A 23,083-nucleotide genomic window follows, 5' to 3' on the forward strand; every position below is an offset into this window, starting at 1 on the left:
TATGCGACAACGCTTTTGAAGCACATGTCAAATTTGAGCCTCAACGCTTATAGCGTTCTGATTTAATTAGCTTTTTTGGCGCTAGAAAATCCCACCCGGAACGTTAAATCGGCCGGCGACCACCATCGATTAATCCGCAAAGCCGGAGCATGGCAACTGCAACAGAGCGAAAACCGTCGCGACAGCAGGCACCTTCCCCATCCGAGAAACATCCAAATTACATCGAGGGGGACCATCCGCAATGAGAGTCAAACTGCATCGGTATGGCTGTCTGGATCGGATGCACCCGCTTCCATTTGGCAAAGAACCCCGCGACTGTTTCCAGTCGCGGGGCGTTGGGAGCGTTCTCGGGAAAAGCTGTGGTCAGATGTTGGCGAGCAACTCGTTGACGCGGCTTTCCATGTCGGCAAGGGCGGCATCGACGTCTTTCTGGCCAGTGATTGCGGCGCTCATCTCTTCGCCGACAATGTCCTGGATCGCAAACTGACGCTGCACGGCTGACGGCAGCGGCCTGCCGAGATCGGCGACAGCGGCGATCGTGTTGCGATGCGGCAGCGCCTTGAAGGCGTCCGAGGTGATGATGGCCTTGTATGCCGGCAGGTGGCCGGTGCGCGACCATTCGAAGTCGTTGTCGGCGAAGAACTTCAGGAACTTGCCGATGGCCGCGGTCTGTTCAGGCGTGCGGTCCTTCTGCGAGACTGCCCAGGTGTGGCCATCGGCATATTGCGCATGGGCACCGCCAAAAAGCTGCGGATATGGGTACACAGCGTAGCCGCCTTTGTTGAGCGCCGTGCCCTTGGTTTGGGACTGGGCATTGTTGTCGCCGACGACCCATGTGCCGTTGAGCTGAACGCCACCGTCACCGGCAAGAAAAGCGTTGATCGCGCCGCCGTAGTCGAGATCCTTGGTGGTGTAGCCCTTGTCGAAGATCGCCTTGTACATCTCGATGACCTTCTTGGCTTCCGGTGTATTCAGCTTCACATGCTTCGGATCGGCAAAGAAGTCGGAATCCTGTTGAAAGAGATAGGTGTAGAGATTGCGCGTGTAGAGTGCCGTCTCATTAGCCAGGTTCTGAACGAAGTAGGGCTTGCCGGTCTTCTGCTTGAACTGTTCGGCCTGGGCGAGCAATTCCTCGGGCGACTTCGGAAGCATCGGCGTGCCGTCGGCATTGACGAGCCCGGCCTGTTTGAAGAGATCCATGTTGATGTGATAGAGCATCGTCCAGCTGTCGATCGGCAGGCCGTAGATCTTGCCGTCTTTGGTGGCGCCGTTGCGCGCTGCATCCGTGAAGGCTTCAGGTGTGACGCCGACGGACTTCAAGAGATCGTCGAGCGGCATCAACAGCCCCTTCGACTGGTAGTCCGACAGTGCGGATTCATGGATGGTGACGATGTCCGGGGCATCGCCCGAAGCGAATTGCGCGGTCAACTGGTCATAGCCCGGCCATTCCACGGTGCTGACGCTGACATGGACGTCGGGGTTGTCGGCGTTGAACTTGTTGATCAGCGAGGTGATGATGCCGCATTCACCAACAGCTTTGGTGACATCGGTGTTGGTGCCGAAATCGGCATCGCAGGCACCGAAAAAGCGCTGTACCGTCAGCTCCGTTGCTGCAAAGCCTGGGCTGGCGAGCATCATTACCCCCGCGGAGACCGCGGCAAACAGCATTTTCTTCATTCTCATGTCAGTTCCTCCTACTGAGTTCCGCCACTCCACACTGGATTGGCGTCATGCTTTCCATCGCTGCGGCGCACCCTGCAGTTTTCGTTATCGGACCGCGGCGCCAGAGACGGCGGTGACGATGTATTTCTGGAAAAAGAGGTAGACGATCAGGATCGGCGCGCCGGCGAACACCGCCTGCGCCATCAGGAAGCCGATGCCTTCGGACTGGGCGAAATTCGTCTGTGTCGAAGCCATGCCGACGGTCAGCGTGTACATGTCCTTCCTGGTTGCCGAGATCAGCGGCCACAAATAGTCGTTCCAGGCACCGAGGAAGGTGAAGATGCCGAGCGTTGCCTGCGCGGGCACGGTGAGCGGCAGCAGCACCTTCCAGAAGGTCCGGAACCGGCTGGCATTGTCCAGCATGGCGGCTTCGTCCAGCTCCTTCGGGATGGCCTTGAAATATTGGGTCATCAGGAAGACGCCGAACGAAGCCGACAGGCCGGGGAGAATGAGCCCGTGATAGGTGTTGTGGAACTTCAGTATGCTGAAGATCTGGTGGCGGGCGACGAGCACGGCCTGTTCCGGCACCGCCAGACCGAAGAGCACGATCACGAACAGGATGTTTTTGCCGGGGAAGTTCAGACGTGCAAACCCATAGCCGGCGAGCGACGACAGGACCAGGGTACCGAGTGTCAGCCCGCCCGAGACGATGATGCTGTTGAGCACCCAGAGAAATACCGATGAGGTGCCGATGGTGTTGATGTAGTTCCTGAGCGTGTAGGGTACGCGAAAAACCGAATTCGGATCGGCCATCAACTCGGCATTGTCCTTGAGCGACAGGCCGATGACCCACAGAACCGGCGCGATCATGGCGATCGAAAGCAGGATGACGAGGGCCAGCAACACGCGGTCGCCAAATGCGCGTCCCTTGATGGAAATGGCTGGCGCGCTCATGCCTGATCCGCCTTGTTGCGTGCGACGAGGTACTGGGCCATGGCCGCGATCAGGATCAGAATGAACAGTATCTCCGATGCCGCGGCGCCCATGCCCAGATCCCAACGACGGAATGCGGTGTCATAGATGTAGAGCACGATCGGCTTGGTGAGGTTGTTCGGGCCGCCGCGCGTCATCAGCCATGCCTGGCCGAACAGCTGAAATTGCAGCACGATCTGGATAATGATCACCAGGATGAAAGTGCGTTTGATCGACGGCAGCGTGATCGAGCGCAGCGTCTGCCAGCGATTGGCATTGTCCAGGGCTGCCGCCTCGTAAACATCCTGCGGGATCTGCTGCAGCGCCGAGAGAAACAGCATCATCGGCAAGCCGATGCACCACCAGACGGTGGCAATGGCGATACCGATCATGGCGAGGCTGGGGTCGGAAATGAAAGCCGGGGCGGTTGCGCCGAACCATCCGTAGATCGTCGACAGCAGGCCGACATTCGGAATGAACACGATGCGCCATATCAGTGTGACGATTGTGACCGACAGAACCGAGGAAGAAAAGAACAAGGTCCGCAACACAGCGGCAGTGCGCGTGCGGCGGTTGAGGCAAAGCGCGAGAAAAAGGCCGATCAGCGCCAGCGTCGGCACTGTCAGAAGCACGAAGTAGAAGGTGTTCCAGACCGATTGCAGGAAGACCTTGTCGTGAAACAGCCTGACATAATTGCCGAGACCGACAAAATTTCCGGACGAGAACGTGTCGGCTTTGTGGAAGCTCAGCCACATCCCCCAGAGGAGCGGAAAGATGAGCAGCGTCGTGAAGAAGAACAGGAACGGCGCTACGAAAACGAAGTTTCGCCATTGCGGCGCATAGATATCGACGCTCGGAGCCCTGACGCTCACGGCTGCTATTGCGGTCTGCGGCATCGTCAGCCGGTCGGCCATATCAAGCCTCCCTCGCGTGCCAGGCGCGGCCGGCCGCGCTGAACAGATGCGACTTCTGGCCGTCGAAGGCGAGCCCTACCTTGTGGCCGACCGCGACCCGGCTGTTGCCGACATCGGAGCCGACGATCTGCTGGCCATCGCCAAGACGAATGTAGATCAAGGTGCGCTCGCCGAGCCGCTCGAGCACATCGACCACGCCATCGGCATTGCCCTGTCCCGGAGGAACGATGCGGACATCTTCCGAACGGATGCCGAAGCTATACTTGTCATCGGCCAACAGGTCGGAAGAAATCGCGGTCCGAACCGATATACCGTCCGAAAACTTGGCCGTGGCGTTGCCACTCGATCTGTCCAGTGTCGCATCGATAAAGTTCATCGCCGGGGCACCGACGAAGCCGGCGACGAATTTGGTCGCGGGGCGCTCGTAGATTTCCATGGGAGAGCCGATCTGCTCGATCCTGCGGTTGTTCATGACGACGATGCGGTCGGCGAGCGTCATGGCCTCGACCTGATCGTGGGTGACGAAGATCATCGTCGATTGCAGGCGCTGGTGAAGCTGGGCAAGTTCGAGGCGGGTGCGGGTTCGCAGGGCCGCATCCAGATTTGAGAGCGGCTCGTCGAACAGGAAGGCCTTCGGCTCCTTCACGATCGCACGGCCGATGGCGACACGCTGGCGCTGGCCGCCCGAGAGCTGGCCCGGTTTGCGCTCGAGCAAATGCGGCATTTCGAGGATGCGGGCGGCTTCGTTGATCCGCGCGTCAATGACCTCGCGCGACATGCCGATATTCTCAAGCCCGAAGGCCATGTTGTCGCGTACCGTCATATGCGGATAAAGCGCATAGGACTGGAACACCATGGCAATGCCGCGCTTGCCCGGCGGCAGATGATCGATACGTTCTTTGTTGATGGCGATCTCGCCGCTATCGACAGTTTCGAGGCCTGCGATCATGCGCAAAAGCGTCGATTTCCCGCATCCGGATGGACCGAGAAACACGATGAATTCGCGTGCCTTGATGGAGAGCGACAGATCCTCCAGCACCGACATGGCACCGAAGTGCTTGTTCACATTCCTGATTTCGATATCGGCCGTCACGTCGACGCTCCTCCTCAGCGCATGCACTTTCCGACAACACGCCCGAGGTCAGAGCTTCAGGCGTATCATCTGGTAGGAATAGGCCGGCAACGACAGGCTCAATCTGCCGCCAGCTACCGAGGCGCCCACTCCCTTCCTGGGGCCGACATTGCCGGGATTCCCGGCTGAATTGACGGCTTTGAGATCGGCGTGCGTCATCATTTGGTGATCAACGATATCAGCCGCGCCGAAACCAGTGATGTCGATCACGGTTTCGATCGCCTCGCTCAAATGGCGGTTGACGGCGAAGAAGGTGACATGACCGGTTTTCGTGTCGTGCACGCCGGCCACGTCGACATAGGAAACGTCGCCCGCGACGGCGGATTTGTAGGTCGGGCTGTCCACCTTGAGGTCCAGCGCATTGCCGCGGCCGTAGATCGAAGCATAGAGATAGGGATAGAATATCGTCTGGCGCCATGCCGGGCCGTTGGGAACGGTCATGATCGGTGCGATGACGTTCACCAGTTGCGCCAGGCAGGCGATCTTGACCACATCGGAACGACGGATGAAGGTGTTGAGGATCAAGCCGACCTGCAGCACGTCCTCGAAATTGTAGATGTCCTCGAGCAGCGGCGGCGCAAAGGGCCAGCCGTCATTGCCGCCAAGAATCTTCTTGTCCTGCTCCTTGGAATGGTACCAGACGTTCCATTCGTCGAACGAGATGTAGACCTGCTTGGCTGAGCGCTTCTTGGCCTTGATATAGTCGATGACGCCGGCGACCGAGACGATGTAGTCGTCGAGCTTCTCGCTCATTGCGAGATAGTTCGGCGCGTCATTGGCTTGGTTGTCGAAATACATATGCAGCGAGATGTAGTCGACCTCGTTGTAGGTGTGGTCGAGCACGGTCGCTTCCCATTCGGGATAGGTCGGCATCTTGGCATTAGAAGAGCCGCAGACCACCAGTTCGAGCGACTTGGAGAAGGCGCGCATCGCCTTGGCGGTCTCATGGGCCAAGCGGCCATATTCGTCGGCGGTCTTGTGGCCGATCTGCCAGGGGCCATCCATTTCGTTGCCGAGGCACCACAGCTTGACGTCGAAGGGCTCCTTGCGGCCGTTGGCGATACGCTTGTCGCTCCACTCACTTCCGCCTGGATGATTGGTGTATTCGAGAAAGTTGCGGGCTTCGTCGAGGCCACGCGAACCGAGATTGACGGCAAGCATCATCTCGGTGTTGGCGGATGCGCACCAGTCGGCAAATTCATGCAGGCCGACTTCGTTGCTTTCCGACGTGTGCCAGGCGAGGTCGAGGCGCACCGGGCGCTCTTCCTTGGGGCCGACGCCGTCTTCCCAATTGTAGGCTGAAACGAAATTGCCGCCGGGATAGCGGACGATCGGAACGTTGAGTTCCCTGACCAGATCGATAACGTCTTGACGCATGCCATTGGCATCCGCCGTCGGGTGGTCCGGCTCATAGATGCCGGTGTAAACTGCCCGCCCCAGATGCTCGATAAAGGATCCATACAGCCGCGGATCGATTTCCGAGACAACATAGCGCGGATGCGCCGTTACGGCTGCCTTCATGCATTCCTCCCACGATATCACAAATGATGATTTAAATCACCTTATTCGATATCAAAGGGAAGCAACGCTCATTCGTCAAGTCAAAAACATCCAAATGTCTGACAAAAGAACGGCGGCTTCGATCGTTAATTGAGGCAAGAGGCTGAAATTGCTGCACTATCTTTGAAACCCGATTTGATGATATCAACTGGTTTTGATTCTGAGCAGGATGTCCTGATCGTAATTTCCAAATCCCTTGCCGAAAATATTGATCCCGCCGGGACGCTCGGCGTCGTCCTTGACGCCGATACGGATGCGGATCGAATGATGGCTCTTGAGGTCGAGGACAGCGAGGCTGGTTTCAGAAATCCTGACACCGTCGACATAGGTGCCGTCAGCGGAAATTCGCCAGTTCTTCAGCTTGCCATATTGTGAGCCCTTGAGCTTCCACCAGGAGGGCGTGAAGACGCCGCGCTTGTCGCCGAAATCGCCAGGTGAGGTCCACGTTCCGACATCGATGCCATTGATCGTAAGCGTGATGTCCGAGGGCCAATCGGCGCTGGTGCCAGGCACTTCCGAGGACAGCTCCACCACCACTTCCAGCTCCGTAATCTCGGCATTGGCGAGCTTGGCATTGTTGGGGAACTGGTATTCTACAAAGCCGCGCGTGAACCACAGCAATCCGGCTTTCATGCGGTCCGGATCGAGAAAAGTGTTGGGCACGTCGAGCAGACCGATGATCCCATCCGGCGAACAGAGGCCGCAGGGCGCCGTGACCTCGAAACCGGTGTAAAGCCCAATCGGCATCGACACTTCGATCGCATCGTTCTTGACCGAACGATACTCGCTCTTGAAGACCACGAGCACTTCCTCGGCGGTCGGATAGCAGATTTTCTGGCTGCCCTTCTTCGCCTTCTGGTTCTCCGTGCGGATCAGGCCAGCATCCTCGAGCACCTGGATATTGGTCGAGACCGTCGATTGCGGCAGCGACAGCACGGCGGCGATGTCATTGACATTCATCGGCCCCTTCTCATGCAGCAATTTCAGCATGGAGATGCGTGCCAAAGAGGCCAGCCCCCTGAGGACGGCAATGCCCTCCTCAGGTTCGATCACAAGAAAATTGCGACTCATGGATGTGCCAGCCCTGTGCGAAATCTATATCCGAAATCACCTTGTATATCGGGATAATTGATTTAATCAATGCGTTGCCGGCTCCATGTCACTTCGGGCCGTAGATCCACAGGGCGGAGCCATAGCCGTATCGAGGCGAAAAGGACCCATGTGTCACAGCGAAGCGCGACGCGGCGGAAGTGCTTGATCTTCGAGAAGAGCCGCTGGAGGCGGTTGCGTTTGTGGCAGTCCACTTCCGGTTGGATTTGAGCGGAATGTTCGGAGTGGCACGCCCTAAATATCGATGCGCTGCTCGCTGCCGGGGTCGAACAGGTTGACGCTCGCCGGATCGACGGCAAGGAATATTGGCTCTTTTCGCCGGCCTGCAAACCTCGGTGGCAAGCGTGCGATGATCGACTGATCGCCAACCTGCACCGTCACCATGGTTTCAGGGCCGGTCGGTTCCACCACATCGATGACCCCCGAGACCGAAGCTTCATCGCGAGCAACTGCCTTTAGTTCTTCAGGCCTTACGCCCAGGATCACCGGGCGGTCGAAATCGACCTGTCGCTTGCCGGCCGGCATTGCGACCGACACGCCGGTCGCTGCGAAACGCACGCCGCTCGGGCTCGAGGCCAGTCGTCCAGGAAGGAAATTCATTGCCGGCGATCCGATGAAACTTGCGACGAAGATGTTGGCGGGCCGTTCATAGATGGTGCGAGGATCGGCCAGTTGCTGGATATGGCCTCCCTTCATCACCGCCACCTTGGTGCCCAACGTCATTGCCTCGATCTGATCGTGCGTCACATAGACGATGCTCGTGCCGAGACGCTCGTGCAGGCGCTTGATCTCTGTGCGCATTTCCACACGAAGCTTCGTCGAGATTGGACAGCGGCTCGTCGAACAGGAACAGCTCGGGGTCGCGCACGATCGCCCGCCCCATTGCAGCGCGCTGCCGCTGTCCTCCCGAAAGGTTGGCGGGGCGCCGGTCGAGCAGGTGTGAAATCTGCAGCAGTCGTGCCGCGTCGTCGACTGCACGCTTACGCTGGTCTGCGTCCACGCCCCGCATTTCCAGTCCGAAGCCGATATTTCTCGCTACCGACATTGTCGGGTAGAGCGCATAGGACTGGAACACCATCGCGATATTGCGGTCCTTGGGTGCAAGGTCGACGACGGAGCGTCCGCCGATCAGGATGTCGCCGCCGGACGTGTCGTCGAGGCCGGCAATCATGTTGAGCAAGGTCGACTTGCCACATCCGGACGGCCCGAGCAGAACCAGAAAGCCTCCGTCCTCAAGCTCGATGTCGACCCCGTGAAGGACCTGCACGGAGCCATAGGACTTGCGCACGTCCTTGATGGAAAGTGTCGCCATGCGAATACTCCTAACCCTTGATGGCGCCCGCAGTGAGCCCCTGAACCATGGTTCGCTGGACAATGGCGAAGAGAACGACGACAGGCAGGATGCTGAGAATGCCGCCCGCCGCCAGGACGCCCCATGGAAGCTGGAACTCGCCGACCATCAGCTGCAGGCCTACGGGCCAGGTACGGGATCCCTGCCCCGTCGTCAGCATCAAAGCGAACAGGAACTCATTCCACGCAGCGATGGCAATGAACACCGAACTTGCGACCAGGCCGTTGCGCGCGAGCGGCATGACGATGCGCACCATGGCACCAAGCCTGGTCGAACCATCGATGCGTGCCGCGCTCTCGAGTTCCCTGGGTGCGGAATCGAAGAAACCTTTGAGCATCCACACGAACAGCGGCAGCAGGAAACTCGTATAGGCAAGCGCAAGGCCGAAACGGCTGTCTACAAGACCAACGCCGCGCATGACGACATAGAGGGGAATGATCATCATGACTGCAGGAAACATGCGAACGACAAGATAGCCGAGCATGAGCTGAGTTCGGCCCCGAAACGCGAAGCGGGAAAATGCATAGGCCGCAAGCGTGCCCGTGGCGACGCAGATCGTCACCGTCAGGAAAGTGACGGTGATGCTATTGCCTATCAGGCGCGGGAAACCGGACTGCGTCCAGATCGCCACATAATTGTCGAAGGTAACGCGCCTCGGTATGTACTGCATCGTCTGGGTGACAATGTCGGCCTCATATTTGAGCGATGTCAGCAACATCCAGATCATCGGACCGATGCAGAACATCGACAGGCCCGCGAGGACGAAGTAGGTGGCGATGTTCGCAACTGTGCGCCGGCGGCGCTTGCTTTCAATCATCGCCCTCTCCCTTGGTAATCCTGGACAGGCGGATGTATGCCGCCGCGAAGATCATCAGGATCACAAACATCACCACCGACAGCGCCGACGCGTAGCCGAAATTGAATTCCTTGTAGGCTGTCTGGAAGGCATAGAGCGACAGGACCTGCGTGGCATCTCCCGGTCCGCCACCGGTGAGAATGAGGAGCAGATCGGGCGAATTGACCAGACCAATGACGCGCAGGATGACTGCCGCCGCGATGACGGTCTTGAGCATGGGCAAGGTGATCAGCCTGAGCTGCGCCGAGACGCCCGCGCCGTCCACTGCCGCTGCCCTATAGAGATCTTCGGGAATACTCTTCAGGCCCGCCAGCAGCAGCAAGGCGAAGAATGGAAAACCATGCCAGGCCTCGACGAGGACGGTCGCCGCCAGGGCGGTATTGGGATCCGCGAACCAGGCCTTGTAGGTCTCCAGCACGCCCACGCGGACAAGAAGGTCGTTGATGACGCCAAGCCGCGGATCGAGCAGCAAGGCCCACATATGGCCCGCAACGACGTTGGGGAGGAAATAGGGAAGCAGGATAAGCACGGCGAAGATCTTCGTGCCCGGCAGATCCCTGTTGAGGGCTGTCGCGGCGAGAAGGCCAAGCGCCAGTTCCAGCACGATGGCGGCAGTGACCCACACGACCGTATTCTTCAGTGCGATCCAGAAGACCGGGTCGGACCACATTCCGGCATAGTGTTTGAAGCCGACCCAGCCATCCAGCCCGGGACGCGTGAGACGCATGTCGCGAAAACTGATGGCCATGCCGTAAAGCGTCGGATAGGCGATCACCAGAAGGATCATGACGAGGCTGGGGAGGAGCAGCAAATACATCCAATATCGGGTCTCGGACAGTTCGCCGAGGGCCCGCAAAGGCAGATATCTGCTTGAGCTTGACGTCATGTATCTCCGGAGCGAAAGCACCGTCCCGTTGCGTTCAAAGCACGACTACACGTCGGAGCAGCCGTGCCGGGATATCAGCGAAGGGCCGCTTCGAGGCCTTGGATCATCCGGTCCACAGCCTGTTCCGGCGTCGATTGACCCGTGAGCACCGATTGGAAAGCGGGATTGACGACATTCTCGGACCAACCCGCCACTCCAACGAAATTGTTCGGCAGGCGTCCGAACTTCAGCGTTTCGACAGCCGCGTTATAGATTGGATTGCCGGTGATACGCTGATCCTGCAGGGCAGCGGCGGAGGCCGGGAAATATCCCGTGCCCTCGAGCAAGGTCAGCGCAGCATCGGTCTGGCCCCAGAAACTCACCCACTGCCAGGCGGCCTCGATATTGTCTTCCTTCATGATACCGTTGCCGGCGTAGGCGACGCGAGCGACATGCGCCTTCGGACCGGCCGGCATCGGTGCGGTCGAGAACTGCTTGCCCTGCTTCATCGCAGCCGAGATTTCATTCAGCGAACCGGTATGGTGCCACACCATCGCCGTCTGCCCGGTGCGGAAGCCCTCCATGATCTGGCGGTAGCTGTCATTGGGCGCGCTCGGCGGCACAACCTTTTCCTTCAGGAAGAGATCGGAATAGAACGTTATCGCCTCGACCGCCGCCGCCCTGTCGATGGCTGGCTGTCCATCCTTGACGATCGGCGAGCCAAACGCCTCCATGACATCGATGACGTATTTGAAACCGCCGGCGCCGGCGCGCATGCCGAATGCATACCTGCCCTTCGACGGATCGGTGAGCTTGCGGCAGGCACCCAGGAATTCGTCGAATTTCGTGGGTGGCCCGGCCAATCCGGCTTCCTCGAAATAGTCGGCGCGGTAGTACATCCAATCGACGAAGGCAAAGGCGGGAACCGCATAGATAGCGCCGTTGCTGGAAAGCCCGGTCCAGCGATTGTCGGGAAAATTGGCCTTGCCCTGCCATCCATTCACCCGCTCGGTAAGGTCAATCAACCCCTCCATCGCGGTAAGATCGGCGAAGCGCTCGGCGATCACCATGGCGGTATCCGGACGCCCACCGGTCAGCACGGCCGAAGAGACCTTCGCCATGTATTCCGAGTTCGGGATGTTCTCCTGGGTCACCGCCACATCTGCATTCGCCGCCTGAAACGATCCGATAATCTTCATCAGGCTGGCCATTTCCGACTGACTGGTGAAATGGTGCCAGTAACTGATGGCATTCGCGGCACGGGCACCGCCGACGCGCCCTGCCACCGCAAGAGCCGCCGAACCCATGAGAAACTGCCTCTTGTTCAACTGCATGCGCGACCTCCTCGCAGATATCAGATCAGCAATCTGATCGATCAGTTGCAGTTTTTGGGTAGCATCCTTTCCCACGCCGTGCAACCGCGCCGGCGCGCAAACTGGCAAAACGGCTGATGGCTACCGGGCTGTCAGACGAGACCCAGGTTCCGTTGCATCGCAGCCTGGAAATGGGACTGCAGCTTTGCTTCGGCGGCATCCGCATTCCTGGTGCTGCAAGCCTCGAGGATGTCGAGGTGCTCCTTGATCGTCCGGACCATGATAGGCGCGGTGATCTTCCGGTCGAGCCGCAGCAGGCGCAGATAATTGTGCATGCGCCGGTAGGTGCTGTCGATCAGAGGATTGTGCAATGACGCAATGATTGCGCCGTGAAACTCTCCTTCCAGCGCGTCCATCGCCTCCAGTTGTTCCCTTCCGAGGCCATCCCGCTCCACGCTTCTAAGCAGACGGGAATGCCGGATTTCCAAGGCGTTCATGACGGTTTCGTCGCCTTGTTCGGCAAAGACGCGGATCGCAGAGCGCTCAATGATGGCGCGAAATTGGTAGGTGGCACGCGTAAGCTCCATGCCGGGCCTGATGAACTGGATGCCGGAGCGCGGGTGGATGATCAGAATCCCTTCCGCCTCCAGAACGCGCAGAGCGTCCCGAAGCGGGGCAACCGGCACGTCGACGATCGCGGACAACTCGTTTTGCGAGACGAAGGCCCCGGCAGGAACGCGTCTGTCGAACAGGCCCTCCAGAATACGCTGATAGGCAATATCGCTCATACGGATGGCTGCCCCCAGACCGGTAGAGACGGTTTTTGCTTTGCCCACCACTTGCGGCACCCCCATTGGTCCGATACTAAGGACGCAATCTGATAGATCAGTTTATCGTTGTAAACGATCAGAAAGCCCTTGTGATGAGCCTCTCGCATTTTCGTATAACCCGATTTCAGTTCGCCCGCGACCGGGTAATCGGAGACAGTCAAGTTCGGGTGGACGATGTCAACGTCGCCACGTTGGAACTCGTCTCGGAAAGCGGCGAGGTGGGGCTGGGGTTCATCCAGGCGCTCCTCAATCCTCTACCCGATCAGACGGAGATCGAGACTGTTTTCGAACACGAGGTTTGGCCGATACTCAGGGGACACAAGGCGATCGCGCTGGTTCACCGTGTGAACCGCCCGCGTGGCGGCAACCAGCGGACCTATTCGCTGCCCTTTCACGAGGCGGTTCAGGTGGCGCTTTGGGATCTTGCGGCGAAGGAAGCCGGCCTGCCTCTTCACGTCTTGCTTGGCAGTCGCCGCAGCCGTGTGAAAGCCTACGCCAGCGGCCTCGATTTTCACCTCAACGACGAGGCTTTTGTCTCACTGTTCTCTCACGCGGCATCGCTTGGCTACTCCGCTTTCAAGATCAAAGTCGGCCACCCGGATTTCGACCGCGATCTGCGGCGCCTGGAGCTGTTGAGGACCTGCGTTCCGGCAGGCTCGAAAGTCATGATCGATCCAAACGAGGCGTGGACATCGAAGGAAGCGCTCGTGAAATTGGTCGCGATCCGCGATGCCGGTCACGATCTTCTCTGGGTCGAGGATCCAATCCTGCGTCACGACCACGAAGGATTGAGAACGCTCAGGCATGCCGTGACATGGACCCAGGTCAACAGCGGCGAATATCTGGATCTTCAAGGCAAGCGGCTTCTTCTGGAAGCCCACGCAGCCGACATGCTGAATATCCACGGCCAGGTGACTGACGTCATGCGCATCGGGTGGCTAGCCGCGGAACTTGGAATCCCGGTCAGCATCGGCAACACCTTCCTGGAGGTTGGCGTGCATATGGCGGTCGCGCTTCCCGAGGTCGAATGGCTGGAATATTCGTTCCAGAATTTCGATCATCTGGTGGAGCAGCCCATCGAAATCCGAGACGGCTACGTCTATGCGCCCGATCGACCCGGCCATGGATTGGTGCTTTCCGAAAAAGCACGCGGCGAATGGAGGAGACCGAGGCGACTGGCCCGGTCGGAACTGGGCACAGCGCCCGAAAATCCACGCCTTGTCCCGTGAAGCAGAAGAGAAGCTGAAGGCCAGACTGGGCGGCGGTCAAAAAATCAGAAATCCTGCTGTCGTTCCGTGCAGCCCTCGGAGACTGCGCGGTAGTGGCGACCCCACGGTCCGATCGAATTTGCACAGTCACCATGAATATTTGATGCCGCGCGTCGGTTTATCGACCGGCCAACGTCAAATCGATCTCGGTAATGTGCCAGCGGCCGAGATTGGCGGTGTAGAGTTTGTTACCCTTGAAGGCGATATTGGTGGGGTGCGCGAGCGTCGTCGCGGCCGAATCCTCGATCAATGTCTCGAGTCCCCGGTCCTTGCGCCAGCGGTAGATCCGGCTGGGCTCATAGCATGAAATGAACAGCGAGCCGTCCGGAGCGAAGGCTAGACCATCCGGGACGTTATGTACGCCCTCGATGACGACCTGTTTCGGCCCAGCCGCACCATCGGCAAGGATCGGCACATGGCTGACACACGAGGCATTGCTTTCCACCACATAAATCCCGCTCCCCTCCGGCGCCATAGCCATGCCATTGGCAAAGGACATCGCCTCCTGGCACCACAGACGGCCCTGGCCCGTTTTGAGATCGTAGCGGAAGATGCCGGAACGATTGTCGTCGCCGACGCTGTCCGACACGTAGAGCCAGCCCCTCGCCTCATCGACGATGGGATAATTCGGCACGCGGATGCCGGACGACGCGAAGTGCTCCATGCGCGCTGTCGCGGCATCCCAACGAAAGATCGCCGCGTGCTTCAGGTCACAGGCGAAGCAGTTCCCCATGCTGTCGAAGGCTATGCCGAGCAGAAAACCGTCCGTGCCGCCCATGCGCTCAACCGAGCCGCCGTCGGCGGCAAGCCGCAGGAGGTCGCCGGTTTCGGTGCCGCACCAGATCGACCCGTCACGGTGGACGGCCACGCCCTCCGGGTGCGCGACGCGCGGGTTGGTGAAGATGCCGTCGAAGAAGACGCGCGCGGCGGACATGTCGAGCAACGGCTTTACCATGGGGTCCTCAGCTTGCGACGTGCGATCTCTTGTGCGGCGATGCAGAGCTCGACCATTGCGCGGTCGGCGGCGAGTATCTCGGCGATCAGCGCACCGCGCTCCTTGGCGCTGACAAATTCGAGGCGCCGCAGGCCGAGCGGATCGATGCGATTGCGCAGAACAGCGAGCGCATCGCTGGAAGGCAGCGGGACCTCCCGGCAATCGGCGTCGAAGGTCACCGCAAACCCGGTGGCGTCGCGGATCTGCAGCTGCATGACGCCGGGCATGGTCTCGATGACGATCAATTCCCGGGATATCCGGTCGAGTCGGAAGACGCAGAGATCGGTGAACACCAGCGCCTGGCCGGTGCGATAGCCCATCGGCTCTCGCTCCGCCGGTGTCAGCAGCCCGCGGGCGGAACTGACGATCTCCACCTCGTCCACCAGCGACTGGACCGAATGCCGGGGAATGTAGAGCAAATAGTCGCGGTGCATGTTGGCGACATCGGCCATGCCGCCTTGCCCTGGCAACCGGATCAGGCCACCGCTCGGTTTGCGCAGCGCGATGGTGTTGACGCGGCCACGCCGGTCGACCTGCGCCGCGCCAACGATCTCATGCGTCACGGCACCCGGCTGATAGTAGGTCGAGTAGGTGTCGTCGCCGCCGGCATGCGTCACCGCCGTCTCGCAATCAAGGCTTTCGATCAGCGACAGGATCATCGGGCTCGGCGCTATGTCGAGATGGCCGCAACTCATCGTAGCGATGATCATGTCGGGCGCATGCGTTGCCTTGGCCAACCGGTAGGCGACGTTGGCCAGCGGCGAGACAGCGCCGGCGCTGGCAAAACTCTCATTGTCGAGTTCGGCGGCGATGCGGGCGGCAATGATCTCGTCGATGGATGCTTTCTCCGCATCATGAGCGAGCGCCGGCATTGCGAGGGCCGTTTCGGCGCGAACCTTCGCAGCCCTTTGCAGCGGCTTCGGCACGCCATCGGAAGGTAGTTGGAGACTGTCTGCCAAGGGTGTTTCCCGTGCCGCGAATACCTCCGACAGCGCCTGATAGTCGGTGACATAGAATGGCAGGCAGGACGCCGGCCAGGCGCCGCCCGGTGCCAGCGCTATGGCCGAAACCTGGTTGCGGGTCAGCACACTCTGGCGTCCGTCCTGCCGCAGCGCCCCAACCGGGACGATCTCCTCGACAGTGACCAGCACCTTGCGTGCCGCGCCCGCCATTGCGAAGTCCAGTGCGCGCGGGCCGATGACCTGAACATTGCCGTTTTCATCCGCCCGCTGTGCGTGGACGACGAACGTATCGAGCCTCAGCGGCGGGATGAATCCCATATCTGTTCCGGCGATCGGATCGGGCATGGCTCTCGCACCCGGCAAACGCGACAGCATGTCCGATCCCTCCGGAAGCTGGAACGGCATGGACGGCAGATTCTGCTGCGCAGCCCGCAACGCCTGGATCATGGCCAGTGCCGTCCAATCGCGAACCGGTATCGCTTCGCTTTCGGCGGCGGCACGGAACCTCGGCGGCAGGCCGAAAATATCGAGGCTGGAGAAGCAGAGGTCGATTTCCGCCACCGCATCCGCTTCGAGCAGCAGCTCGAGCGGCAAGCCGCCCGCCCAGCAAACGTAGTGCAAATCCTTGACGCCCGAGTGGGCTATCGCGCGCAGCAATGCGATCGGCAGCCGAGCGAAATGGTGACCGCCGACGCCAAGCGAGTCACCTCGTCGGACCATCGCGGCCAGCCCTTCGATATCAGTGAAGCGCGGCCGGTTCGACTTGACCAGGGACATTGCGGCACGATCATTCACAGCGCGGACGCCTCGATGCGGTAGCGGGTCACGAACGGCTTTTCGGTTGAGAATTCCAGTGCCGTCGCAACGCCGGATTGGGCGATGGGATTGCCGGCCAGCGCAAGCATCGTGCCTAGCCGCTGGACGGTCAGCGCGCAGGTCTTCACGGTCCAGCCTTCTTTGTCGTGCTCCTGTCGGCGAACTCCTTGACCCGCTGCTGGCCGATCTCGCTGCGATAGAGGTCGCCCAATATGCCGCGCTCCATGGCGAGGCCTGAGGCCAGGTCGCCCGAAACGGCATGCAACGTCAGCGCCTTCAACCCTTCGATCGCGGCGGCTGGCTCGGCGGCAATTATCTCAGCCAATTCCAGCGCGCGCGGCATCAGCCTGTCGACATCGACGACCTCGTTGACTAGGCCGGAACTGACGAATTCGGAGGCCGGCACGATCGCACCGGTCATCAGCAGGAAATTGGCGCGGTTGCGGCCGAGCTTGGCGACGCTGCGTTGCGTGCCGCCACCGCCGGGAACCAGGCCGAGCTTGATCTCCGGCAGACCGAGCTTCGCGAACTGGTTAGCGATCACGATGTCGCAGCACAGCACTAGCTCCATGCCGCCGCCCAAGGCGAAGCCGTTGACCGCCGCGATCACCGGCTTGCGGTTGTTCTCGATCGCCGCGTACATGCGCATGCCGGCAGTCTGGAACGTGTCGAACTCGGCGGCGGTCTGCGCGGCGTATTCCTTGATGTCGGCGCCGGCCATGAAGCCGCGACCTTCGCCGGTCACCACGATCGCTCCGACGCCCGCATCGCCGGACAGCGCCTCGAAGGCGTCGGTGATCTCACCTTGCATCATCCGGTTCATGGCGTTGAGCTGGTCGGCGCGGCGGAAGGTGACGACCGCGACACGGCCAGAGATTTCGACTGTGAGCGTCCGGTAGAAGCGCATTGTCAGGCCGCGTCCACGGTCATGTCGCCGGACGCCTCCAATGCCGCGATTTCCTCCTTGGAAAGGCCGAACTCGGCCAGGATCTCGCGGCCATGCTGGCCGACCAGCGGCGCCGGCCGCTCGATGGTCGCGGGCGTCTCGCTCATCTTGACCGCGGGTGCCACCACCCGCACCTTGCCGCCGCGCGGATGATCATAGCTGGTGATCATGCCCATATGCTTGACCTGCGGGTCTTCGGCCGCGCGGCGGATATCCTTCACCTCGGCGCACCAGATGTCGGCTGCCAGCAGCCGTGCCAGCAGATCCTGCGTGGCGAATTTCTTCGTCTCCGCATTGACCTTCTCGAACACCTCGTCGCGCTTGTCGAACAGGGTTTTCAGATCGTCATAGACGGCAAGCTGCGGCGCCTCCAGCACCTCGTAAAGCGTTTTGAATGGGCTCATGGCGATCGATACATAGCCGCCATCCCTGGTCTCGTAGATGCCGAACGGCGCCTGCATGCCGGGATGGCCGATGCCGGAATTGGGCCGCACGAAATCCTCGCCGAGGTTGAGCACGGCGACATATTCCTGATTGAGATGCGCCAGCAGGCCGGCCAGCAGGTTGACCTCGATCTTCTGGCCCTTGCCGGTCTTCTCGCGATAATAAAGTGCCGACAGGATGCCGTAGACCATGTTCATGGCGCCGATCTGGTCGGCCAGCCCGGCGCCGGCCGGGACCGGCGCCTGGTCGCCGCGGCCGGTGTTGGCAATCAACCCGGCGAGCCCCTGGATCAGCATGTCCTGGCCGGGGCGCTCGACATAGGGCCCTTCCTCGCCATAGCCTGAACCCGAACAATAGATGATGCGCGGATTGACGGCCTTGAAGTCCTCGTAGCCATAGCCGAGCTTGGCCAGCACTCCGGGGCGGAAATTCTGCACCACCACGTCGGCGCTCTTGGCCATCTCCATGATGATCGCGTGCACCTTGCGGCTCTTCAGGTTGAGGGCAATCGAGCGCTTGTTGCGGTTCCAGGCGAGGAAATTCGGGCTCTCGGAGCCGCCCACCCATTTGGCGAAGAAGGTCATGCCGCGGAACATGTCGCCGGCGCCGGCACGCTCGATCTTGATGACGTCGGCGCCCATGTCGCCGAGCAGCTGCGTAGCGAACGGACCCTGCAGCAAATGGCTGAAATCGAGGATGCGGACGCCTTCAAGGGCCTTGTTCATTTCAATGCTCGTTTCGTGTTTTCAAAGCAGTTCGGGAACGTAGCGCGGTGCGGCGGTCAGCCCGCCGTCTACGCGCAAATCGGTGCCCGTGGTGAAGCCAGCGGCATCGGAGGCAAGATAGACGGCGGCCTCGGCCACTTCGGAGGGTTGGCCTATGCGGCCGAGCGGATGCATCTTGACCCAGGCCTTGGCCAAGTTGCCGCCGATCTCCTTGATCAGCCTGTCGTTCATCGGCGTGTTGATGGTGCCAGGCGAGATCGAATTGACGCGGATGTTCACCGGGCCGAACTCGACCGCCATCTGCCGCGTCATCGCCATCACCGCGCCCTTGGCGCCGGCATAGGCGGTCCAACCATCCAGCCCGATATGACCTTGCGCCGAGGCCATGTTGATGATCGAGCCGGACTTCTGCGCGATCATGTGCGGCAATGCGTATTTGCAGCCGCGAAACACGCTGGTCAGGTTGACCGCGATCAGCCGGTGCCATTGCTCGTCGGTCATCTCGTGCACCGGCATGCCGCCAATGGCGATGGCGGCATTGTTGACCAGGATATCGAGGTGCCCTGTCTTCTTGACGGCGCTGTCGATGAGGCCGGCGATGTCGGCCTCTTGAGAGACATCGCAATGCACGTAATCGGCCTGACGGCCGGCGGCGCGAAGTGCGGCCGCGAATTCCTCGCCCGCGCCGTCGGCTATGTCGCCGAGGAAAACATGCGCGCCTTCGCGTGCCATCGCTTCGGCGATCGCGTGGCCGATGCCGTCGGCAGCACCGGTTATGATAGCGGTTTTCCCTTCCAGACGAGCCATGTCAGCCTCCATTCGCACGCCGGCGTTTCGCCTCGTCGAAGGCGACCGCGGCGATGATGATCATGCCGGTGATGACCAGTTGCCATTCGGTCGGCAGGCCGAGGCCGCGCAGTCCGTTGGACAGGAACTGCAGGATCAGCACGCCCAGCGCCATGCCGGTCAGGCTGCCGATGCCGCCGGCAAGGCTGACCCCACCGAGCACCGTTGCGGCGACGACCTGGAATTCGAAATTGAGCCCCGCCGTATGCTGCGCCGAGCCGACGCGCGCGGCGAGAATAATGCCCGCAACCGTCGCCAGCAGTGAGCTGATGATGAAGCAGATGAACTTGACGCGCCGCACATCATAGCCAGCCAGCCGCGCCACTTCCTGATTCCCGCCGACGGCATAGATCTGCCGTCCGAACGGCCGATGCTGCATCATGTAGGCGAAGGCGGCGAGAAGGACGATCGCGATGACAGCCGAATAGGGGATGGTGTTGAACAGGCGGCCATCCGACAGAGCGATGAAGCTGTCGAGGCTGGCATCGTCCGGGATGGCGCGCTGGCCGGTATAAAGATAGACACCGCCGCGCATGATGAACATCGTGCCCAAAGTCACGATCAGCGAGTTGATGCCGGCATAAGCGGTGAGATAGCCGTTCACCACGCCGATGATCAGGCCGAACAGCAGCGCGCCACCGATGCCGAGCCACAGCGAGTTGGTGTCGTTCATGATGATGATCAGCGGCAGGGCAATGGTCGCGAGCAGCGAGCCGATCGAGATGTCGACCTCGCCGGAAATGAACACGATGGCGCAGCCAATGCCGGCGATCAGCGGCAGCGACGCCTGGCCAAGCACGTTGGTCAAATTGCGCACGGAGAAGAAATTCTCGACCGTGAAGGAAAAGAACGCCAGAACCAGGATAAGGCAGACAAGCAGCGCTAGTTCCTGCCGGGCAACGAGCCGCACCAGCATGGATGGCTGGGCCTTTGCGGAAGCCGTGGCTGCAAGGCTCATCTCATGCTCCCTTCGAGTTGGGGCTGATCGCTGGATGTCGTCATCTTACCCGATCGCCGCATTGAGGATCTTCTCCTGTGTGGCTTCCTCGCGCGACATGATCACGGTCAGGCGGCCTTCGCACATCACCGCGATCCGATCCGCAAGTCCAAGCAGCTCCGGCATCTCGGACGTCATCATGACCACCGCCAGACCCTCGCCGGCGAGCCGGTCGATCAGCGCGAAGATTTCCGACTTGGCGCCGACATCGATGCCGCGAGTCGGCTCGTCGACGACGATCACTTTCAGGCCCCGCATCAGCCAACGCGCGATCAGCACTTTCTGCTGATTGCCGCCCGACAGGTTCTTCACCTGCTGGAACAGGCTGGGCGTCTTGATGCGGAAACGGTCGACATAGTCCTGCACCGCTTTGTGTTCCTTCGCCTTGTCGACGAACCCCAGGCGGGCGAAAGCACCGAGCGAGGCCAGGCTTGCATTCTGGTAGACAGGCAGTTCGCCCATCAGCCCTTCGCTCTTGCGATCTTCGGTGAGCAGGCCAATGCCGAGCTTGACGCCGGTGCGCGTGTCATGCGGCACGAGCCGGCTGCCGTCGACGGTGATCGTGCCCGCAGTGATCGGGTCATAGCCTACGATCGCCTTGGCGAGTTCGGTGCGGCCAGCGCCCATCAATCCAAAGAAGCCGAGCACCTCGCCGGCTCGTGCCTTGAAGGAGACGTCGGTCAGCTTCTTCGCCGTGGTGAGGTTCTCCACCGACAGCGCGACCTTGCTGCCCGCCGCGCCACGCTGGCGGGGAAACAGATTGTCGATGCGCCGGCCGATCATGTCCTGGATCAGCGTGTCGTTGGTGTGCTCGTTGATCGGCCTGGTCGAGATGTGGCGCCCATCACGCAGCACGGTCACCGTGTCGGCGATCTCGAACACCTCGTCGAGCTTGTGGCTGACATAGACTACCGCGATGCCAAGGCTGGCCAGCCGGCGGATGACTGTGAACAGCAGCGAGACCTCGTTCGGCGTCAGCGAGGACGTCGGTTCGTCCATCACCACGACGCGGGCTTCATGGGCGAGCGCACGCGCGATCTCGACCATCTGCTGCTGGCTGACCGGCAGCGATCCCGTGCGTGCCGCCGGATCGACGTTGAAGCCGATGCGGTTGAACAGTGCGGCGGAATCGGCGCGAATCTTCTTCCAGTCGATCGAGCCGGCTCTGCCGGTCGGATAGCCTTCCAGGAAGATGTTCTCGGCAACGGTGAATTCGGAGATCAGCGCGATCTCCTGAAACACGACCTTGATGCCTTCCTTCAAGCTGTCGCGCGGCGACTTGATGTCGACCTCGTGCCCGCGCATGCGGATGGTGCCGGCATCCTTGCCGTAGACACCAGCCATGATCTTGATCAGCGTCGACTTGCCGGCGCCGTTCTCGCCCATCAAGGCATGGATCTTGCCGGGCTCCAGGCTGAAGTCGACATTGTCGAGCGCCACGACGCCGGGGAAGCGCTTGTCGATGCCGCGCAGTTCGAGCGCCGGCACACTGGTGTCGATGGCCCCGCCTTCGCCAGGGTGAAGGAAATCAACGGACATTGGCTTTGTTCCGGATGATGTCGAGATAGGTTGCGAGGATGATGACGACGCCCGGCACCACCATCTGCAGGTCCTGGTTCCAGCCGAGAATGATGATGCCGTTGTCGATCACCTTCAGCACCAGCACGCCGAGCAAGGTGCCGAACAGCGATCCACGGCCGCCGAGCAGGCTGGTGCCGCCGAGGATGACGGCAGCAATGACCGTCAGTTCGAAGCCTCGGCCGGCGGTCGGCTGGCCGGCATTCATCAGCGACGACAGGATCATGCCGGCAACGCCGACGCAGAGCCCGGTGAGGACGAAGGCAAACAGCTTGAGGCGCTCGGACCGAAGGCCGGACAGGCGCACCGCCCTTTCATTGGCGCCAACCGCATAGAGGTAGCGGCCGAGCGTGGTGAAGCGCAGCGTCACATAGGCAACCACGAAGATCAGCGCCGCCAGGATGACGGGGACCGGCACCGCGCCGACGTAGCCGGCGCCGAGATCGGTGAAGCTCGCGAGCTGATTGTGGTTCTGCACCGCCTCGCGCGTGAACAGATAGACGCCGCCTTGCAGCATCATCATCGTGCCGATGGTGGCGATCAGCGAGTTGACGCGCAGCCTGGTGACGACCAGCCCATTGAACAGGCCGACCCCGCCGGCAAAGGCAAGCGCCGCCAGCAAGCCAAGCGTGAGGCTGTGTGTAGAATTGAGCACCGCCATGCCGATGCAGCCGACGAAGGCGAGTGAAGCGCCGACCGACAGATCGACCTCGGCGGTGATGATGAGCATGGTCATGCCCGAGGCTACGATCAGCACCAGCGCGCATTGGCGCAGAATGGCGATGATGTTGGCCTCCGAATAGAATTGCGGCGCCGCAATCGAGATGGCGATGCAGAGCACCGCCAGGATGACACCCAGCACAAGCTGGCTGCTGCCCAGCAGCTGGCCACCGACAAAGCGCTTCGGCGCGGAGGCGTGTGTAAGCTCGCTCATCTCGATCC

The 23,083-nt window shown here is 60.8% G+C and carries 20 protein-coding genes and 2 pseudogenes; 1 reads left to right on the plus strand and 21 read right to left on the minus strand.

Annotated elements, in window-relative coordinates:
* Positions 1-363: 363 nt before the first annotated feature.
* The 12 genes and pseudogenes from NKJ89_RS05845 to NKJ89_RS05900 form a co-directional block, all read right to left on the minus strand.
* On the minus strand, positions 364-1,677 hold the full coding sequence (locus tag NKJ89_RS05845; RefSeq protein WP_352600780.1) for an ABC transporter substrate-binding protein: 1,314 nt from the start codon (positions 1,675-1,677) through the stop codon (positions 364-366).
* 90 nt (positions 1,678-1,767) lie between these two features.
* Positions 1,768-2,616 (minus strand): carbohydrate ABC transporter permease, encoded by an 849-nt coding sequence (locus NKJ89_RS05850; protein ID WP_352600695.1) that lies wholly within the window; start codon positions 2,614-2,616, stop codon positions 1,768-1,770.
* Positions 2,613-3,530, minus strand: a complete 918-nt coding sequence (locus tag NKJ89_RS05855) for a carbohydrate ABC transporter permease (RefSeq protein ID WP_502904090.1) — start codon at positions 3,528-3,530, stop codon at positions 2,613-2,615. The genes NKJ89_RS05850 and NKJ89_RS05855 overlap by 4 nt, the downstream gene beginning before the upstream one ends.
* Positions 3,531-3,549: 19 nt before the next feature.
* Positions 3,550-4,641: an ABC transporter ATP-binding protein gene (locus tag NKJ89_RS05860; RefSeq protein ID WP_352600699.1), complete on the minus strand. Its 1,092-nt coding sequence runs from the start codon at positions 4,639-4,641 to the stop codon at positions 3,550-3,552.
* Between the two features lie 48 nt (positions 4,642-4,689).
* On the minus strand, positions 4,690-6,201 hold the full coding sequence (gene arfA / locus NKJ89_RS05865) for an arabinosylfuranosidase ArfA (protein WP_352600701.1): 1,512 nt from the start codon (positions 6,199-6,201) through the stop codon (positions 4,690-4,692).
* 183 nt (positions 6,202-6,384) lie between these two features.
* Positions 6,385-7,311, minus strand: a complete 927-nt coding sequence (locus NKJ89_RS05870) for an ArsR/SmtB family transcription factor (RefSeq protein ID WP_352600703.1) — start codon at positions 7,309-7,311, stop codon at positions 6,385-6,387.
* Between the two features lie 62 nt (positions 7,312-7,373).
* Positions 7,374-7,579, minus strand: a pseudogene (locus tag NKJ89_RS35705) (hypothetical protein); the annotation flags it as partial.
* A 5-nt stretch (positions 7,580-7,584) separates the two neighbouring features.
* Positions 7,585-8,662, minus strand: a pseudogene (locus NKJ89_RS05880) (ABC transporter ATP-binding protein).
* Positions 8,663-8,672: 10 nt separating this feature from the next.
* Positions 8,673-9,518 (minus strand): carbohydrate ABC transporter permease, encoded by an 846-nt coding sequence (locus NKJ89_RS05885; RefSeq protein ID WP_023756753.1) that lies wholly within the window; start codon positions 9,516-9,518, stop codon positions 8,673-8,675.
* Positions 9,511-10,374, minus strand: a complete 864-nt coding sequence (locus NKJ89_RS05890; RefSeq protein ID WP_245266357.1) for a carbohydrate ABC transporter permease — start codon at positions 10,372-10,374, stop codon at positions 9,511-9,513. Before NKJ89_RS05890 ends, NKJ89_RS05885 begins: the two co-directional genes overlap by 8 nt.
* Before the next feature lie 143 nt (positions 10,375-10,517).
* Positions 10,518-11,756 (minus strand): ABC transporter substrate-binding protein, encoded by a 1,239-nt coding sequence (locus NKJ89_RS05895; RefSeq protein ID WP_352600705.1) that lies wholly within the window; start codon positions 11,754-11,756, stop codon positions 10,518-10,520.
* 131 nt (positions 11,757-11,887) lie between these two features.
* Positions 11,888-12,571 carry a GntR family transcriptional regulator gene (locus NKJ89_RS05900; RefSeq protein ID WP_352600707.1) on the minus strand — a complete coding sequence of 228 codons (684 nt, stop codon included), beginning with the start codon at positions 12,569-12,571 and terminating at the stop codon, positions 11,888-11,890.
* Positions 12,572-12,657: 86 nt separating this feature from the next.
* On the opposite strand from NKJ89_RS05900, the gene NKJ89_RS05905 reads away from it, so the two are divergent.
* A complete protein-coding gene (locus NKJ89_RS05905; RefSeq protein ID WP_352600709.1) occupies positions 12,658-13,794 on the plus strand; it encodes a mandelate racemase/muconate lactonizing enzyme family protein in 1,137 nt (378 codons plus the stop codon).
* A 157-nt stretch (positions 13,795-13,951) separates the two neighbouring features.
* Here NKJ89_RS05905 and NKJ89_RS05910 read toward each other — a convergent pair whose 3' ends face one another.
* From NKJ89_RS05910 to NKJ89_RS05950, 9 genes are read right to left on the minus strand one after another with little or no spacing between them, the layout of a single operon-like run.
* Positions 13,952-14,788 carry an SMP-30/gluconolactonase/LRE family protein gene (locus tag NKJ89_RS05910; protein WP_352600711.1) on the minus strand — a complete coding sequence of 279 codons (837 nt, stop codon included), beginning with the start codon at positions 14,786-14,788 and terminating at the stop codon, positions 13,952-13,954.
* Positions 14,782-16,584, minus strand: coding sequence for a CoA-transferase (locus NKJ89_RS05915; protein WP_352600713.1), 1,803 nt, complete (start codon positions 16,582-16,584; stop codon positions 14,782-14,784). Before NKJ89_RS05915 ends, NKJ89_RS05910 begins: the two co-directional genes overlap by 7 nt.
* Positions 16,581-16,733, minus strand: a complete 153-nt coding sequence (locus NKJ89_RS05920; RefSeq protein ID WP_352600715.1) for a hypothetical protein — start codon at positions 16,731-16,733, stop codon at positions 16,581-16,583. Before NKJ89_RS05920 ends, NKJ89_RS05915 begins: the two co-directional genes overlap by 4 nt.
* A complete protein-coding gene (locus NKJ89_RS05925; RefSeq protein WP_352600717.1) occupies positions 16,730-17,512 on the minus strand; it encodes an enoyl-CoA hydratase/isomerase family protein in 783 nt (260 codons plus the stop codon). The genes NKJ89_RS05920 and NKJ89_RS05925 overlap by 4 nt, the downstream gene beginning before the upstream one ends.
* 2 nt (positions 17,513-17,514) lie before the next feature.
* The gene (locus tag NKJ89_RS05930) at positions 17,515-18,720 is read right to left on the minus strand and encodes a CaiB/BaiF CoA transferase family protein (RefSeq protein ID WP_352600719.1); all 1,206 of its coding nucleotides are present in this window, start codon (positions 18,718-18,720) and stop codon (positions 17,515-17,517) included.
* Between the two features lie 21 nt (positions 18,721-18,741).
* Positions 18,742-19,527, minus strand: coding sequence for an SDR family NAD(P)-dependent oxidoreductase (locus tag NKJ89_RS05935; protein ID WP_352600721.1), 786 nt, complete (start codon positions 19,525-19,527; stop codon positions 18,742-18,744).
* A gap of 1 nt (position 19,528) precedes the next feature.
* Complete coding sequence (locus tag NKJ89_RS05940; protein ID WP_352600723.1) at positions 19,529-20,524, minus strand: ABC transporter permease; 996 nt, start codon at positions 20,522-20,524, stop codon at positions 19,529-19,531.
* Positions 20,525-20,569: 45 nt separating this feature from the next.
* Entirely contained in the window at positions 20,570-22,102 is a 1,533-nt protein-coding gene (locus NKJ89_RS05945) for a sugar ABC transporter ATP-binding protein (RefSeq protein ID WP_352600725.1), read from the minus strand.
* Positions 22,092-23,075, minus strand: coding sequence for an ABC transporter permease (locus tag NKJ89_RS05950; protein ID WP_352600727.1), 984 nt, complete (start codon positions 23,073-23,075; stop codon positions 22,092-22,094). The genes NKJ89_RS05945 and NKJ89_RS05950 overlap by 11 nt, the downstream gene beginning before the upstream one ends.
* Positions 23,076-23,083 lie beyond the last annotated feature (8 nt).

The organism is Mesorhizobium sp. M0047 (genome assembly GCF_040323315.1).
Lineage (GTDB): Bacteria > Pseudomonadota > Alphaproteobacteria > Rhizobiales > Rhizobiaceae > Mesorhizobium.

Bases quoted from the DNA above. Each gene is read 5' to 3' on its own strand.
- NKJ89_RS05930 (WP_352600719.1), bottom strand. From the start codon at position 18,720: ATGAACAAGGCCCTTGAAGGCGTCCGCATCCTCGATTTCAGCCATTTG.
- NKJ89_RS05850 (WP_352600695.1), bottom strand. From the start codon at position 2,616: ATGAGCGCGCCAGCCATTTCCATCAAGGGACGCGCATTTGGCGACCGC.
- NKJ89_RS05910 (WP_352600711.1), bottom strand. From the start codon at position 14,788: ATGGTAAAGCCGTTGCTCGACATGTCCGCCGCGCGCGTCTTCTTCGAC.
- NKJ89_RS05885 (WP_023756753.1), bottom strand. From the start codon at position 9,518: ATGATTGAAAGCAAGCGCCGCCGGCGCACAGTTGCGAACATCGCCACC.
- NKJ89_RS05950 (WP_352600727.1), bottom strand. From the start codon at position 23,075: ATGAGCGAGCTTACACACGCCTCCGCGCCGAAGCGCTTTGTCGGTGGC.
- NKJ89_RS05945 (WP_352600725.1), bottom strand. From the start codon at position 22,102: ATGTCCGTTGATTTCCTTCACCCTGGCGAAGGCGGGGCCATCGACACC.
- NKJ89_RS05895 (WP_352600705.1), bottom strand. From the start codon at position 11,756: ATGCAGTTGAACAAGAGGCAGTTTCTCATGGGTTCGGCGGCTCTTGCG.
- NKJ89_RS05845 (WP_352600780.1), bottom strand. From the start codon at position 1,677: ATGAAGAAAATGCTGTTTGCCGCGGTCTCCGCGGGGGTAATGATGCTC.
- NKJ89_RS05905 (WP_352600709.1), top strand. From the start codon at position 12,658: ATGAGCCTCTCGCATTTTCGTATAACCCGATTTCAGTTCGCCCGCGAC.
- NKJ89_RS05890 (WP_245266357.1), bottom strand. From the start codon at position 10,374: ATGTATTTGCTGCTCCTCCCCAGCCTCGTCATGATCCTTCTGGTGATC.
- NKJ89_RS05925 (WP_352600717.1), bottom strand. From the start codon at position 17,512: ATGCGCTTCTACCGGACGCTCACAGTCGAAATCTCTGGCCGTGTCGCG.
- NKJ89_RS05870 (WP_352600703.1), bottom strand. From the start codon at position 7,311: ATGAGTCGCAATTTTCTTGTGATCGAACCTGAGGAGGGCATTGCCGTC.
- NKJ89_RS05935 (WP_352600721.1), bottom strand. From the start codon at position 19,527: ATGGCTCGTCTGGAAGGGAAAACCGCTATCATAACCGGTGCTGCCGAC.
- NKJ89_RS05940 (WP_352600723.1), bottom strand. From the start codon at position 20,524: ATGAGCCTTGCAGCCACGGCTTCCGCAAAGGCCCAGCCATCCATGCTG.
- NKJ89_RS05855 (WP_502904090.1), bottom strand. From the start codon at position 3,530: ATGCCGCAGACCGCAATAGCAGCCGTGAGCGTCAGGGCTCCGAGCGTC.
- arfA (WP_352600701.1), bottom strand. From the start codon at position 6,201: ATGAAGGCAGCCGTAACGGCGCATCCGCGCTATGTTGTCTCGGAAATC.